This window comes from Corynebacterium sp. HMSC034B08 (genome assembly GCF_001835805.1).
Classification (GTDB): domain Bacteria; phylum Actinomycetota; class Actinomycetes; order Mycobacteriales; family Mycobacteriaceae; genus Corynebacterium; species Corynebacterium coyleae.
On sequence record NZ_KV825958.1, the window covers coordinates 24,186 to 39,190 of the forward strand.

General features: G+C 60.3%; 13 protein-coding genes. 9 read left to right on the forward strand and 4 right to left on the reverse strand.

Annotated elements, in window-relative coordinates; translation table 11 throughout:
• Positions 1-2: 2 nt before the first annotated feature.
• On the reverse strand, positions 3-776 hold the full coding sequence (locus tag HMPREF2656_RS05325; protein WP_070421514.1) for a succinate dehydrogenase cytochrome b subunit: 774 nt from the start codon (positions 774-776) through the stop codon (positions 3-5).
• Between the two features lie 257 nt (positions 777-1,033).
• Between HMPREF2656_RS05325 and HMPREF2656_RS05330 the strand changes: the two genes are divergently transcribed.
• Entirely contained in the window at positions 1,034-1,492 is a 459-nt protein-coding gene (locus HMPREF2656_RS05330) for an SRPBCC family protein (RefSeq protein WP_070482942.1), read from the forward strand.
• Between the two features lie 160 nt (positions 1,493-1,652).
• Here HMPREF2656_RS05330 and HMPREF2656_RS05335 read toward each other — a convergent pair whose 3' ends face one another.
• From HMPREF2656_RS05335 to lpdA, 3 genes are all read right to left on the reverse strand, one after another.
• A complete protein-coding gene (locus HMPREF2656_RS05335) occupies positions 1,653-2,306 on the reverse strand; it encodes an MAE_28990/MAE_18760 family HEPN-like nuclease (protein WP_070816039.1) in 654 nt (217 codons plus the stop codon).
• A complete protein-coding gene (locus tag HMPREF2656_RS05340) occupies positions 2,306-3,400 on the reverse strand; it encodes a DUF262 domain-containing protein (RefSeq protein WP_070816040.1) in 1,095 nt (364 codons plus the stop codon). Before HMPREF2656_RS05340 ends, HMPREF2656_RS05335 begins: the two co-directional genes overlap by 1 nt.
• 75 nt (positions 3,401-3,475) lie before the next feature.
• Positions 3,476-4,888: a dihydrolipoyl dehydrogenase gene (gene lpdA, locus HMPREF2656_RS05345; RefSeq protein ID WP_070421516.1), complete on the reverse strand. Its 1,413-nt coding sequence runs from the start codon at positions 4,886-4,888 to the stop codon at positions 3,476-3,478.
• A 78-nt stretch (positions 4,889-4,966) separates the two neighbouring features.
• Here lpdA and HMPREF2656_RS05350 point away from each other — a divergent pair, with 78 nt between their 5' ends.
• The 8 genes from HMPREF2656_RS05350 to HMPREF2656_RS12485 all read left to right on the forward strand — a co-directional run.
• A complete protein-coding gene (locus HMPREF2656_RS05350; RefSeq protein ID WP_246825122.1) occupies positions 4,967-6,451 on the forward strand; it encodes an alpha/beta hydrolase in 1,485 nt (494 codons plus the stop codon).
• 316 nt (positions 6,452-6,767) lie between these two features.
• On the forward strand, positions 6,768-7,877 hold the full coding sequence (locus HMPREF2656_RS05355; RefSeq protein WP_070482945.1) for an alpha/beta hydrolase: 1,110 nt from the start codon (positions 6,768-6,770) through the stop codon (positions 7,875-7,877).
• Between the two features lie 28 nt (positions 7,878-7,905).
• Entirely contained in the window at positions 7,906-9,129 is a 1,224-nt protein-coding gene (locus HMPREF2656_RS05360) for a M1 family metallopeptidase (RefSeq protein WP_070816041.1), read from the forward strand.
• A complete protein-coding gene (locus HMPREF2656_RS05365) occupies positions 9,126-10,307 on the forward strand; it encodes a polysaccharide biosynthesis protein (RefSeq protein WP_070816042.1) in 1,182 nt (393 codons plus the stop codon). The genes HMPREF2656_RS05360 and HMPREF2656_RS05365 overlap by 4 nt, the downstream gene beginning before the upstream one ends.
• Positions 10,308-10,313: 6 nt before the next feature.
• Positions 10,314-11,285: a dTDP-glucose 4,6-dehydratase gene (gene rfbB / locus HMPREF2656_RS05370; RefSeq protein WP_070816043.1), complete on the forward strand. Its 972-nt coding sequence runs from the start codon at positions 10,314-10,316 to the stop codon at positions 11,283-11,285.
• Positions 11,285-12,580, forward strand: a complete 1,296-nt coding sequence (locus HMPREF2656_RS05375) for a sugar nucleotide-binding protein (RefSeq protein ID WP_070816044.1) — start codon at positions 11,285-11,287, stop codon at positions 12,578-12,580. Before rfbB ends, HMPREF2656_RS05375 begins: the two co-directional genes overlap by 1 nt.
• 66 nt (positions 12,581-12,646) lie before the next feature.
• Entirely contained in the window at positions 12,647-13,507 is an 861-nt protein-coding gene (locus HMPREF2656_RS05380; protein WP_070816045.1) for a hypothetical protein, read from the forward strand.
• Positions 13,508-13,583: 76 nt separating this feature from the next.
• Positions 13,584-15,005 (forward strand): ATP-binding protein (locus HMPREF2656_RS12485; protein ID WP_083319455.1); only part of this gene is annotated, 1,422 nt, incomplete at its 3' end.

Consider the following 15,005-nt stretch of genomic DNA (forward strand, 5'->3'; position numbering starts at 1 on the left):
CATTACCGAACGAAGTCCGGGACCCAGCCGGCCGCAAGAGCGATCGGCATGATGACGTTTCCGGCGACGACGATGAACGGGAGGATGTACGCGAGCACGACCATGAGGCCCTCACCGCGCTTGCCCAACCAGCCAAGGTCAGACACAGCGAGGTAGATGCCGTGGGTCAGGTGCAGCAGCAGTGCCAGGTTCGCGACAACGTAAACCAGGGTGACCCACCAACGACCTGGGCCGAAGGTAGCCAGCAGGTTGTTGCGGACTGCGCCGTGGACGAACTCGTCGGAAGCCACAGCAACACCCATGGTGAGGTCCAGGATGTGGAACACGATGAACAGCAGCAGGATGACACCCGTGACCAGCATTGCGCGGGTCGCGGTGGACTGCCAGCCACCCATCAGGCCCGTGCGCTTGAAGCGACCGCGGGACTTCTTCGAACGGCCGTGCAGGGCGAATGCTCCCCAAACGTGCAGCACCAGGCAGGCGAGCAGCACGATGCGAATAATCCACAGGAAGCCCTCACGCGGGAACAGCGGCTCGCCGATCGTGCGGAGGAACTCGCCGTAGTCGTCGATCGGCGCGGAGCCGTCGGCGTGCAGCGGCATAAAGATCTTCAGGTTGCCCACCATGTGTCCAAGCACGAAGAGACCGAAGATGAGGCCGGTGATGGCCATGGTCAGCTTGATGGCCCATGTTGGGTAGGACGGCCGCTCGCGCAGCGGCTTTTCAGTAATTTTTCCGTGACGAATGGCTTCACGGTCTGCGTTTTGTACAGTCATGGCACCTCCAGTGTCGCTAATACTCTATGAGAATCGCGCCGGTTACACACACCTGAATTGCAGGCCGATCCATGTTTTTCCCAAGTTTCAACCGACACTTGACCGCTCTCCCCAGTACGCACCGCACTTTGTGACCTTCCTCACTGCGGGGCGTTGATGGTGGATAGCCAACAATCCTCACCCCGTTAAGTGTCAATCTTTGGTTGGTTAGTTTCACCTAACTGCCAGCTCGGGGCGAAATCGGTACGCTGGCCCCCATGGCTATTGACAAGAACACCGAGAACTCTGCAACCCGTCAGATTGATGCCCCTGCGGCCGCGATCTTCGACATCCTGTCCAACCCCGAGCGCCACGCCGAGACCGACGACTCCGGCATGGTTGTCTCCGCCGACCAGGCCGAGCGCCTCAAGGCAGTCGGCGACACGTTCACTATGAACATGACCAAGGAGGACGGCGACTACCAGACCGTCAACGAGGTCTTCGCCATCCAGCCGGACCGCATCATCGGCTGGAAGAACGTGGAAAACACCACCGCCCAGGTGAAGGTTGGCGCGAAGTGGCTCTACGAGCTCGAGCCGATCGACGCCGACAACACCACCGTGAAGCTCACCTACCAGCGCGATGAGCTGGAGGAGAACCTGCTGGGCATGACCGAGAAGTTCAACGACGACTTCCTGGCTAAGTCCCTGGACAAGCTCGCAGCAGCAGTCGCATAAGCACTCGCTTATCGACGACACCACGCGGCACCCGGCCCCCGGGTGCCGCTTTTCTTTTCCTTCTCCGCCTCTTCACCTCGCCACGTTCAAGCCATTCGCCTTCATGTAACCGGTCTTGGACCTTCCAAGCATTTAACCCATAGCGGGGAACACTTCGCGATTAAGCCGAAACTTCTAGCGGTGCCAGATACGCCTTATTGCGTGCTGCTTCTATTATCGCATCGGAAAAATCATCCAATAGGGCCAAGATATCTTGATACACTTGTTCGAAAAGTGAATCGTCTGGAACGTCCCACTCCCCGTGGGCAATCGTGTGCCGACGCTTTACAAGCTGCTGATCGATCATCTGAATCTTCAGGGAGTAGTCGTAGTATTCACCCAGGTTGAGGCCGTGCACGATTTTACCTAGCACCGTCGTCCCCAGGTTTGCTTCGGTATCAACGATAGACTCGCTCAGAGGATTGTAAATCGACCAAGACTCTCTTACGAAAGCTGCAATCTCAGCATGAGGGCGAGTACTTTCAGCGACGAACACTGAATCAATTTTCGATTTCATGACAGCGCCGGCGAATGCTGGATCAAGCTCTGAAGTGGGAAGTTTCTGCGCATCTATGAAATTGATATAAAGCTTTCCCACGTGCTTTATCCAACCCTCCCAATGAGCGTAAAGCGCTACAAACGCTACTCGCTTGGCGTAATTCAAGATCTCACCCTTACTCTGCTTCACCAGAATGAGGGCAGTTGTCATCTCCTTCTTACGCCATCCGGTTTCCCGGGCAATCTTGTTTTCGAGCCATTCGAGGTCGCGAGGCATCAGAAGATCACTTTTTCGCGACCAATCGGGACCACAGTCTTGATGCGTTGATCTGTCGATTTTCCTGTGACTGAGGTATCTACAATACGGGTATCGGTCCAAAAGTCCTTCGCTGTAGCAGCTAGGTCATTACTGAAGGGCAAGCCCTTAGACAAGGCAAAACCAACAGATGTTGCCAATGCTTCAAAGGAAGTGTTAAGGAACCCTCCCTTAAACTTGCCCTGCGAGTCGTCCCACTTCTGAAGAATCTTTGGGTCGGCAAGCTGCAAAGTGGTAAAGGTCTGCAGAAAAATCTCCTGTAGCCGTTCCATCTCGTCCTTACCCATTCCCTGTGCAAGACCCACGGCAAACTCCTCAAGACCATCTTGAAAGCTTCCCATCTGAGAAATCTCAGTAGAATCCATCGTCGAAAGATATAGGAAACGAAGAACAAGCTCTTGGTCCTGCTTTCCTTCTGCCCCCTTCCCTGAAAGATTCAGAAGTTGAACGTACGGCTCAAACGCAGCAAGCTCCTCAATCCACTCGACAAACTCGGGAGAAATGGATACAAGTAGAGCGTTGCGGATTTCTTGTGAGGTGAGGGCGCTGCCAAAGGAATTGAGCCGCTGAAAAAGTTCGAATTTAGTTTGCGGATCAGACCCCCTCCGAATGATTTTGACGTCGATTTTGGAACGCTTGATGTCCAGCCTCTCCGCCTGACTTAGCGACGGCTCCTCTTTTGCATCCCAGACCATCCCCTCAAGCGAAGGGAGGTATTTCGTTGCTTCTAAGCGCAATGGTGGAAACCCCTGGTCAGTAAGCAGACCCTGCAACTGCAGCAACGTACTCACACGCTGAAGTCCGTCGACTAACTCCCACCTACCATCTTCGAGTTGCGACACGAAAATTGAAGGAAGCGGAATTCCAATCAGAATACTCTCAACGAGTCGGGATTTTTGCGAGTTATCCCACCTAAAGAGTCGCTGAAATGGTGGAGAAATGATGAGCTCTTCGTCACGATACAGATTCGTTAACTCTCCGACACTCATTTGGTAGGCATCAGTAAAAACCTGCTTTCGTGCATCCTCTAGCTCACGTTCGATCAACCGAACCATCGACAGTCACCTCTCTATAAATGGAAAAGAGCACCGCGAAAACCGCGATGCTCTTTAAGGTACCTAAAGAATTGCTTAGAGGTTGATCATGTGGCCTTCGACGCCGTGGGCAACTTCCTTGAGCACCTCAGACAGGGTCGGGTGGATGTGGATGGAGCGTGCGATCTCACCGGCGGTCAGATCGAAGCGCTGCGCAAGCACAACCTCCGGCAGGAGCTCGGAGACGTTCGCGCCAACGAGGTGGGCGCCGAGGATCTCGCCGAACTCAGCGTCGGCGACGAGCTTGCCAAAGCCTGCGGTCTCTGCCAGGCCGACTGCCTTGCCGTTTGCGGTGAACGGGAAGGTAGCGACCTTGATGTCGCGGTCCGGCCACTTCTCCTTGGCCTGCTCCTCGGTGTAGCCCATAGAGGCAACCTGCGGGTTACAGAAGGTGGCGCGCGGGGTCATCATGTAGTCCTCGATCTCGAGGGTCTCTGCACCCGCGATGGTCTCGGCGGCGATGATGCCCTGTGCCTCTGCGACGTGGGCGAGCTGCAGCTTCGCGGTGACGTCGCCGATGGCGTAGATGTGATCGACGTTGGTGCGCATGCGCTCGTCGATAGCAATGGCGCCACGGTCGGTGAGCTCCACGCCGGTGTTCTCCAGGCCGTAGCCCTCGGTGCGCGGTGCGAAGCCGACGGAGATCATGACGCGATCGGCCTTGAGGGTCTCGGTCTTGTCGGAGCCGTTCTTCTTCACGTCGACCTCGACGGAGTCGCCGTTGTCGCGGACCTCGGTGGTGGCGTGGCCGGTGAGCAGCTTCACGCCGAGCTTCTTGTACGCCTTGGCGATTTCCTTGGAGACGTCCTTGTCTTCGTTCGGCAGGACGCGGTCCTGGTACTCGATGACGGTGACGTCAACGCCGTAGTTGGACAGCACGTAGGCGAACTCCATGCCGATCGCGCCTGCGCCGACGATGACCATCTTCTCCGGAGCCTCAGGGTTGAGGATCTGCTCTTCGTAGGAGACGACGTTCTCGGACAGTTCGATGCCCGGCAGGGTGCGCACGACGGCGCCGGTGGCGATGATGCAGTCGTCGAAAGTGACGGTCTTGCCCTTGTCGTCACCCTCGGTGATCTCGATGGTCTTGGCGTCCTTGAAGGAGCCCAGGCCGTTGATTTCCTGGATCTTGTTCTTCTTCATCAAGTAGTGCACGCCGCCGACGATCTTCTGGGAGACCTGGCGGGAGCGCTTGTGGGCGTCAGTGTAGTCAAACTCCACGTCACCCTTGATGCCGAAAGTTTTTGCTTCGTGGTTGAAGATCGAAGCGACTTCAGCGTTCTTGATCAGCGCCTTGGATGGGATGCAGCCTACGTTGAGGCAGACTCCGCCCCAGTACTGCTTCTCAATAACGGCAACTTTCTTACCCAGCTGAGCTGCACGGATGGCGGCGACGTAGCCACCGGGGCCCGCGCCGAGGACAACAACGTCAAAATGTTCTTTACTCACGATGCATATGGTACGTCCCCGTCTGGCAAAATGTGGCGGAGGATCTCCCCAAGTCTTTAGGAAAGCGAGCACAGTTCCGTGAAACTCACGCGTCCGGCCATCGCCGTAGCCGCTGTCGCCCTTGTTACAGCGGGTGCCGTTCCCGTTGTCCATTACGCATCTTCGCTTGACGACGACACCCCCGCCGTCCTCAGCGCTGCCCAGTCGACAGTGAATACAACACTGCCTGAGACCACCACCTCGGAGACGACCACCCCGACCGAGCCGACAGAGAAGTCGACAACGTCGGCAACGTCCGAAACCCCAACTTCGAACGAGCCCACCCCCACCACGTCCGAGCTGGTACCGGAGGGCTCCAGCAAGGACACGACCAACGAGGACCTCACCTCGAAGGACGACGCGGACGCCAAGGACGACTCAGCCGCTGACACAGATGCGGACGCCACGGTGCTTTCGGAGGATGCGGCGAAGCTGAACCCGATGGGTGAGGATATGCAGCAGCACCCGGCGATCAAGGAACTCGGCGAGGTGCCGAAGACGATGAGCGGCGCGGACCAGCGCTGGGTCAAGCGTCTGGCCGACAACCAGCGCGTGTGGAAGAACGAAGCGCTGCGCGTGCACTCGGAATCGATGGGCCGTTACATTCCGGTCGCGGTGTTCTACGCCACCAACGACAAGGGCGAAACGGTCGAGAACGCCCCGACGGTTTACCTACTTAACGGCGCTGGTGGCTCCGAGCAGGACACCGACTGGGTTTCCCAGGCACTCGAGGAAGTCCACGAGGTCTACGGTCGCTCGGGCGCGAACGTGGTCATCCCGATGGAGGGCGCGTTCTCGTACTACGTCGACTGGGCTGCAGAGCCGCCGACGGAGAACAACGTGTTTTACAAGGGCAAGCAGATGTGGTCGACGTTCCTGGCCAAGGAACTGCCGCAGACCATCGAGCCGTACATCAAGGCTGACCCGAACCGCCGTGGCGTGATCGGCATGTCTATGTCCGCCACCTCGTCGCTGCTGCTCGCTGAGCACAACCCGAACATGTTTAAGGCCGTCGGCTCGTTCTCCGGCTGCCCGGCAACGTCGCGTCCGCTGCCGAGCTTCTTCATCAACCTCACGGTGGACCGTGCTGCACCGGGTGTCATGACGCCTGAGTACATCTTCGGCCCGATGGGTTCGGACTACAACCGCCGCTACGATGCCCTAGTCAACGCACCAGCTCTGGCGGGCACTGACACGAAGGTGTACATCTCCACCGGCACCGGCCTCGCAGCGGAGACCGACATGCCGGGCACGTTGCGGAAGCGCCTCGAAGATGCGGGCCTGGACTCCTCCGACGCGTTTGTGAAGGGTTCCGCGAACGCCGCGACCCTCCTGGTCGAAGGCGGCGCGATCGAGGCCGCGATGAACGCCTGCACCCACGACTTCCTGGTCAAGGCGCGTGCCAACGGTGCGGAGGTCGCTCACGCTGAGCTGCGCCCGGTTGGCACCCACTCCTGGCCGGTGTGGCGCGACGACCTGAAGCGCTCCTACGAGACCGTGTTCAAGTCGGCGCTCGGCCTGTAACTGGGTCTGTAACCGCGCCTGTAAAAAACAGGCAATAAAAAAGAGGCACCCTGCAAAAGGGTGCCTCTTTTTCTAGCTTTTAGAACATGCCCAGGCCGTAGGCGATCGTGGAGGACGTCGAGGAGCCGAAGTGGATGAGCTGGCCGAGGACCTCGTTGATCTGCAGCTGGACGGATTCGATCGGGTTCATGTCGCTTTCCTTTCAAAACGTGGAACATCTGTAACAATAGCCACAGGTTTAACGTATGTACCGTACAATGACGCTTCGAATGTCGTCAGGCAACACACTTTCGTTACAGAAACGGGGACCCGCCTCATGAAGACCTTGAAGAAAGCTGCGCTCGCAGCACTCACCGCCGTCGCCGTCGCATGCGGTACGACTCCCGCGGTGGCGCAGCCGGTTGGCGTGGTCAAGGCGTGGGACGCCACGGCAAACCCGCCGACCGTCATCCACACCGGCAAGCCGCAGTCCTGGGTGAAGCAGGTCGACCACAAAACGGTCCTGTCCTACAACGTGTTCTCCCCGTCGATGAACCGTGACATCCCGGTTGCCGTCATCCCCGCCACCAACCCGGCCGGCCAGCGCGTCCAGGGCGCGCCGACGCTCTACCTGCTCAACGGCGCAGGCGGTGCGGAGCAGGACCAGGACTGGATCCACCTGCACACCACCAAGGATTACTTCGCCGGCAAGGGTGTCAACGTGGTCATCCCGCAGGCTGGCGCTTTTTCGTACTACACCGACTGGGTCGCCCCAACCGTGCGCTCCCGATACCTCAACGGCCCGCAGAAGTGGGAGACGTTCCTGACCAAGGAACTGCCTGGTCCGATTGAGCGCACCCTCGGTGCAAACAACAACCGAGCGATCGCCGGGTTCTCCATGTCGGGCACCTCGGCGCTCGTCCTGCCGCAACACAACCCGGGCATGTACAAGGCGGCGGCATCGTTCTCTGGCTGCGCGGCGACATCCTCGCCAGCCGGCTACAACTTCGCCCGCATCACCGTGAACCGCGCGTCGGCCACCCAGGACTTCAAAACCGTCACCCCGGAGATGATGTGGGGCCCAATGGGCGGACCGTACAACCGCTGGAACGACGCCCTGCTCAACGCCGAGAAACTGCGCGGCCTGAAGCTCTACGTCTCCGCGGGCACCGGCCTGGCGGGGCGCAGCGACCAGGTCAGCTACCTCATCGGCCTCGGCGCACCGGACCCGATCGCACACATCGGCGCGGCAACGCTGCAGGTAGAAGGCGGCGTGATCGAGGCTGCGATCAACACCTGCACCCACGACCTCAAGGCAAAGCTCGACGGGTTGAACATCCCGGCGCACTTCGAGCTGCGCAACGTGGGCACCCACTCCTGGCCGTACTGGCGCGACGACCTGGACAAGGCCTGGCGCACCACTATCGCACCGGCACTCGGGGTGTAAGCCCGCGCTGGACTAGACTTCGCAGGCGATGAAACGCCGCAGCGACAACTACACGGGCGTGGAACCCAACCGTGGGTTCCACGTCACGCATTACGACCTGGATTTCGACTACATCGTCGGACCCAACCGGCTCAACGCCACCGCAACGTTGACGCTGACCACCACCGAAGCCCTGCACCACCTGACGTTGGATGTGGCGGAGGGGCTTGCGGTTCGGCGCGTGGAGTCGTCGATAAGCAGTGGCATCAAGCGCTTCCGCCAGTCGGGTGGAAAATTGCGCATCTCGCTTCACGACGACCTCCCGGCCCACACCGAATTCACCCTCACCATCCGCTACGGCGGCAACCCCCGCCCGCGACGCACCGCGTGGGGTGAACTCGGCTGGGAGGAACTGGATAACGGCGCGCTGACCGCCAACCAGCCCAACGGCGCGCCCACCTGGTTCCCCTGCAACGACACCCCCGACGAGAAGGCGACCTACACGTTTAACGTGCGCACCGACCGCGACTACGTCGCCGTGACCAACACCACCGCGCACCCGATGCCGACGTACCTGGCCACGGTGCAGGTCGGCCAGTTCCAACGCGTGGAGCTCGGCCGCAACGTCGTCGCGTGGCTGCCCGGCGCGCAACCCGGCGACCTGAACAAGCAGCAGGCAATGCTGGACTACTTTGAAACCGTCTTCGGGCCGTACCCGTTTGAGAACTACCAGGTAGTCGTGCACGAGGAGGCGCTGGAAATCCCGCTCGAGGCGCACGGTTTGTCCATCTTCGGCATCAACCACCTGCGCCGCAACGAGCGGCTGATCGCGCACGAGTTGGCGCACCAATGGTTCGGCAATTCGCTCGGCATCGGCCACTGGCGCGATATCTGGCTCAACGAAGGTTTCGCCTGCTACGCCGAGTGGCTGTGGGCGGATCACGCAGGACAGATGCCTATCGACGACTCCGTGCGCACCCACTACAACAAACTCACCCCCATGCGGTTTACCCTGGCGGATCCGGGCCCGCGCGACATGTTCGACGACCGCGTGTACAAACGCGGCGCGATCACGCTGCATGCTTTACGACGAAGCGTCGGCGACCCAGTCTTCTTCAACACGGTGCGCGATTATGTGGCTGCGAACGCGGACGGGATCGTGGATACGCAAACGCTCATTGACGCCTTTGCCCGCAACGGCGCCGACGCCGCGCAGGTCACAGGGATTCTGGACGCCTGGGTACAGCACGCCGAACTGCCGGAGTGCCCGTGAAACACCTCTCGCTGGCGACAGTGTTCGCCGCCATCAGCGGGCTGGTCGTCGTCTGGGTCGCCGGGTGGGCGCTGGACGTAGAAACCGGCTACCGGTACTTCCTGGCCTACTGGGGGCTGTTCTTCGCCTGCGCCGGAATCGTGGACGGCATCACCCACGAAACCACCCGCGCCGTCGCCGCCGCCCGCGAGGACGGCACTCGCGGCAACGCCAACCCGTGGCGCATGGGTGCGGTCATCGGCGGGGTGGCGCTGGCGCTCGTGGCGGTGTTCGGCCTGTTCGGCATGGGTACGATCGTGCCCTCCGACCCGACGCTGGCCACCGCGCTGCTGGCGTTCGGCCTGCTGTCTTACGCGTTCCAATCGGTGCTCTCCGGCGTGCTGTCGGGTGCGGGACTGTGGGAGCGCTACGCCGCACTCGTGGCGTTGGACTCCGGCGCGCGCCTGGTCCTCGCCGTGCTCACGCTGCTGCTCGGCGGTGGGCTTCGCGAGTTCCTCATCATCACCGTTATCGGCGCCCTGAGCTGGGTGGTCATCCTTGCCGTCGACCCGGTGCGCGTCGCCTTGGACGTGGACCGCGCCACGTTCGTGCGCCGCGTCCTCTCCGCCATGACCGCCTCAGGCGCCTCCGCAGCGCTGATCACCGGCTTCCCCACCGCCGTCAGCGCCGCGTTTCCCGACGACCCGCAGACCTCCCTGACCGTCGCCGCGATCTCCAACGCCGTCATGCTCACCCGCGCACCCGTGCTCGTGCCGCTGCAACGCTTCCAATCAGCGCTGGTGGTGCGGTTCGTGGAACACCGCGACCGTATTTACAAGGCGCTTGCCGCCCCCATCGGCGCGGTGCTCGCTCTCGGCGTGGTGGGGTTCGCCGCCGCGTGGCTCATCGGGCCGTGGATCCTACGGCTGGCGTTTAAACCGGAACTGTTCGTCGCCGGCCTCACGCTCGGGCTGCTCACGTTCGCCTCGGCGTTTATGGGCATGCTCATGATCACCGGCGTGGCAGTGCTCGCACAGGAGCGGCATGCGTTTTACGTGGCAGGCTGGGTCGCGGCGACGCTGATCGCCTTCGCGGTCCTCTTCATCGCGCCGTGGGGCGTGGCCACCTCGGTTACCGTCGCCCTGTTCGTCGGGCCGGTTGTCGGTGCGCTCGTGCACCTCGCAGGCCTTGTAAGGTAACGCGATATGGAATCTTTGCTGGTCACCGGCGGCGCCGGTTTCATCGGGTCGAACTTCGCACGCATGGCGGCGCAGCGCTACCGCGTCGTTGTGGTGGACAAACTCACCTACGCCGGCAACCGCGCCAACGTCCCCGAGGGCGTCGAGTTCGTCGAGGGTGACATTTGCGAGCAATCGCTTATCGACGACCTCGTGTCCCGCACCGACGCCGTCATCCACTTCGCGGCAGAATCCCACAACGACAACTCCCTGCGGGACCCAAGCGCGTTCGTACAATCCAACGTGGTGGGCACCTTTACCCTGCTGGAAGCCGTGCGCAAGTTTGATAAGCGCCTGCACCACATCTCCACCGACGAAGTCTTTGGCGACCTCGAACTCGGCGGCACCGACGCGTTCACCGAAACCACCCCCTACAACCCGTCGTCGCCCTACTCCGCCACCAAAGCTGGCTCCGACCACCTCGTACGCGCATGGGTACGCTCCTTCGGCATCAAAGCGACGATCTCGAACTGCTCCAACAACTACGGCCCCTACCAGCACGTAGAAAAGTTCATCCCCCGCCAGATCACCAACATCCTGTGCGGCCAACCCGCGAAGCTCTACGGCACCGGCGCCCAGGTGCGCGACTGGATCCATGTCGACGACCACAACGACGCCGTCCTCACCATCCTCGAGCACGGCCGGCTCGGCGAAACCTATAATATCGGCGCAAACCAGCCACACACCACAAACAAGCAGGTCATCGAAACAATCTGCGAAATCATGGGCGGCACCTACGAACACGTCGCCGACCGGCCCGGCCACGACCAGCGTTACACCATGGATGCCACCAAACTCCGCAACGAACTCGGCTGGACACCCAAGCACGACTTCGACACCGGCCTGCGCGACACCATCGACTGGTACCGAGAGAATCGTCGGTGGTGGGAGGACGGTAAGGGTGTCGTCGAGAAGCAATATGCGCAAAGGGGACAGTAATGATCGCAGGACTTGAAATCCACGACCTCACACTGCACAAAGACAACCGCGGCTGGTTCAAAGAAAACTGGGCCGGCCAAGCACTCGTACCGCGACAACAAAACGTGAGCTACAACGCCCGACGCGGCGCCACCCGCGGCATGCACGCCGAACCCTGGGACAAATGGGTCTCCGTGGCAACGGGGCGCGTCTTCGGCGCATGGGTGGACATGCGCGCCGGATCCGACACCTACGGCGAGACCTACACCTGCGAAATCGGACCCGACACCGCCGTGTTCGTCCCCCGCGGCGTAGCCAACGGCTTCCAAGCGCTTGAAGACGACACCACATACATCTACCTGGTCAACCAGCGCTACAGCCCCGGCGGCGCCTACTGCTCCTACCGCGAGATCGACTGGCCGCTGGAGCCCACCGAACTCTCCGCCGCCGACCAAGCACACCCCATGCTTGCCGACGCCACCCCACTACCACCCCGCCGCATCCTAGTCACCGGCGCCAACGGGCAGCTCGGCCGCGCGCTGCGTGCAATCTGGTCCGACGAGGAGGCGTTGTTTGTCGGCCGCGACGACTTCGACATCACCGCGCCACCCGAGCTGGACTGGTCCGAGTTTTGGGCCGTGGTCAACTGCGCCGCATACAACGACGTCAACGGCGCCGAAACCGACCGCGCCACCGCCTGGGCCACCAACGCCACCGCCCCCGCCGCACTCGCCAGGCTTGCCGACGAGCACGACCTCACCTTCGTCCACGTCTCCTCCGACTACATCTTCGACGGCACCGTCGAGGTCCACGACGAAACCGAAGTGCCCTCGCCGCTGTCCGCCTACGGAGCCTCCAAAGCCGCCGGCGACACCGCCGCCCAAACCGCCCGCAAACACTACGTCGTGCGCACCTCCTGGGTCTTCGGCGACGGCGCCAACTTCATGGAAACCATGGCCCAACTCGCCGAAAAGGGCGCCACGCCGAAGGTGGTATCCGACCAGCGCGGGCGCCCCACCTCCGCCGAAGACCTGGCCAAAGGCATCGCGCACCTGCTTCGCACCGGTGCCGAATACGGCGTGTACAACATCACCTCCGACGGCGACACCGTCGGCCGCGACGAAATCGCCATGGCCGTCTACATCGCCATGGGCGGCAACCCCGCCGACGTCCACCCCGTCACCACCGAGGAGTACGGCCTCGACGCCGCCGTGCGCCCCCGCGAATCAACCCTGTCGCTGGACAAGATCAAGGCCACAGGGTTCGCGCCGACGAACTGGCGGGCGGCGCTCGCGCTCTACGTCGCCATGCGATAGCCCAGCTGAGGGGGTGAATCCCGCTTATACTTACGGAAGTCCCCACCCCGTTCCCAGGAGATTTCCATGAAAACGTCGCGCTTCCTTGCTCTTGCTACTGCCACCGCTGTGGCCTTTTCCGCTGTCACGCCTGCACAGGCAGCACAGGTCGGCCCCCTCGACCAAAACAAGTGCAAGGTGACCTTCACCGCGGCGGAGAAGGATTTCCTGACATCGATGGAACAGGACGTGGCGAGCCGACTCGACTCGACGTTTGCACGCGACATCAACCTGTCGCTCGAAGCCGCATACCCGTCCGCTCGTCCCGTTGGCAATGACTTCGTCGACGCCAACAAGCAACCACTCACCGGCCACAAGACTGTCGATGCCTTCGACGCAGCATTCAACGCCCTGGACAAGGCCTCGTACCTCAACCGACTCGGCCTGGCTGGCATGAACGACTCAACCGCGAACTTTTACCTGCAGATGCGCGCGCGAGCTGCCTATGGGCAGAACCTCGCCGGCGGCACCGAATCCGAGGAAACAGACTGGGATAATTACTACGTCGAAGCGAGGAAGAAAGAGGGCGATATCGAAGGCAACTTCGCTGGCGCCCTGCTAGCTCTCTTGTTTGGTCTCACCGATGTCCTTGGCAACGAGGCGCAGATGGAGAAGTTCTACTCCACCTTCGAGAAAACCTCCACCGGCAAGTTCTTCGAGAACATGAACGCCTTCCTCAACGCCGAAGCGGACGCTGAGGAAGCTTGCCTCGGTGAAGGCAACACCACGGTTGCGTTCCCGACGAAGCCCGCGAGCCAGCCGAGCAAGGAAGACGGCTCCTCCACCGCTGGCATCGTGGTCGGCGTGATCGCCGCTGTCCTCGCAGTCGTCGGTATCGCGGCGGCTTTCGCACCGCAGTTGGGAATCCAAATCCCGAGCCTGCGCTAACTGGGGTCGCAGGCAACTTACCAATCAACTTCCCAACTACTTACCAACATGGGGAGTTGATTGGTAAGTTGGTGGCATGTTGCCGGTCGATCTTGCTCAGCTGCTAGACAAACTCCGCATAATCGGTACTGAACAGCAGCACGTAGAAGTTAAATCCGGCGCCGGCAAAAACATGTTGGAAACACTCAGTGCTTTTTCTAACAAAGACGGCGGAATCATCATTTTTGGAATCGACGAAGAATCGGGTTTCACCCCGGTTCCCAACTTCGATTCCCGGAAAACTCAAGACTCTCTAAATTCATTTTGCGAGAAGCTCACTCCGCCAGTCCGTCCAACGGTCGAAGTCATGCCATTCGAAGGTTCCAGTGTCGTCGTTGCACATTTCAAAGAAATGGCTCCGTTTGATAAACCGTGTTATATCACCGCACGTGGGCCCTACGGTGGCAGCTATATCCGTTTAGGCGAAAGCGAACATCGCCTTACCGCGTATGAAGTGGATCGATTGCGCGAGGAAAGCCACCAACCACGCTGGGATCGCACTCCCGTCGAAGAAGCACGCTTAACCGACTTAGATGAAAATATTCTTCGGTCCTACCTTCAGCAACAACGCAATTCACGTCCGAAGACCTTTAAGGACGGGGAAGACATCGCGCTCCGACGGCTTCAAGTGCTCCAAGGCGACTCCCCTACCTTCGCAGCACTGTTAGCAATGGGCGACTTTCCTCAAGAATTCTATCCACGACTGACAGTCACTTTCGCCCTCTATCCAGGTGCCGAAAAAGGCGAGGTAGGAGAAGGAATTCGACTGCTGGATAGTGCGCGACTTAGAGGCCCTATCCCCGAGCTGGTAGACGAAGGTGTCCGCCTAGTTGAGAAAAATATGCGAACTGCTGGTCTTATAGAAGGAGTTTTCCGCCGAGATTTACCGGACTATCCTCAAATCGCAGTTCGCGAGGCACTCGTCAACGCACTTATGCATCGCGATTATTCCCCGACTGCACTCGGCACACCAGTACAGATCGACATGTTCGTGGACAGGCTAGTCATATCTAATCCTGGCGGACTTTACGGCGGTGTTACTAAGGAGAATTTGGGAACCCCTGGTGCGTCTTCTACGAGAAACCAACAGCTAGCAACTTTTTTGGAAGACCTTCATTTCGATGACGGGGGTCTCGTCGCTGAAAATAGAGGTACGGGTATCGCGACGATGACACGAGCGACCGCTGATGCGCTTATGCCGCCTCCTGTTTTCAGTAATTCTCTCACGCATTTCTCTGTGACTTTTCATAAGAGGAAAGTCACTGCTGAAGAAACTCATGAAACGGCTTACCAACAGGTTCTCCGACTTTTCGATGAACAACATTCCTGGTCAAGCACTGAACTAAGAAATGCAACGGGGAGAAGCCGCAGCGCAATCCAGTTGGCTTTGAATCAGCTGATGGAAGAAGGGCGAGTTGAACGCACTGAGCCTTCTCGAAGCCCGAAACAGCGGTACCGG

What these genes read in the sequence shown, in the direction of transcription:
- HMPREF2656_RS05325 (WP_070421514.1), bottom strand. Translation starts at nt 776, where the DNA reads ATGACTGTACAAAACGCAGACCGTGAAGCCATTCGTCACGGAAAAATT.
- HMPREF2656_RS05330 (WP_070482942.1), top strand. Translation starts at nt 1,034, where the DNA reads ATGGCTATTGACAAGAACACCGAGAACTCTGCAACCCGTCAGATTGAT.
- HMPREF2656_RS05335 (WP_070816039.1), bottom strand. Translation starts at nt 2,306, where the DNA reads ATGCCTCGCGACCTCGAATGGCTCGAAAACAAGATTGCCCGGGAAACC.
- HMPREF2656_RS05340 (WP_070816040.1), bottom strand. Translation starts at nt 3,400, where the DNA reads ATGGTTCGGTTGATCGAACGTGAGCTAGAGGATGCACGAAAGCAGGTT.
- HMPREF2656_RS05355 (WP_070482945.1), top strand. Translation starts at nt 6,768, where the DNA reads ATGAAGACCTTGAAGAAAGCTGCGCTCGCAGCACTCACCGCCGTCGCC.
- HMPREF2656_RS05360 (WP_070816041.1), top strand. Translation starts at nt 7,906, where the DNA reads ATGAAACGCCGCAGCGACAACTACACGGGCGTGGAACCCAACCGTGGG.
- rfbB (WP_070816043.1), top strand. Translation starts at nt 10,314, where the DNA reads ATGGAATCTTTGCTGGTCACCGGCGGCGCCGGTTTCATCGGGTCGAAC.
- HMPREF2656_RS05375 (WP_070816044.1), top strand. Translation starts at nt 11,285, where the DNA reads ATGATCGCAGGACTTGAAATCCACGACCTCACACTGCACAAAGACAAC.
- HMPREF2656_RS05380 (WP_070816045.1), top strand. Translation starts at nt 12,647, where the DNA reads ATGAAAACGTCGCGCTTCCTTGCTCTTGCTACTGCCACCGCTGTGGCC.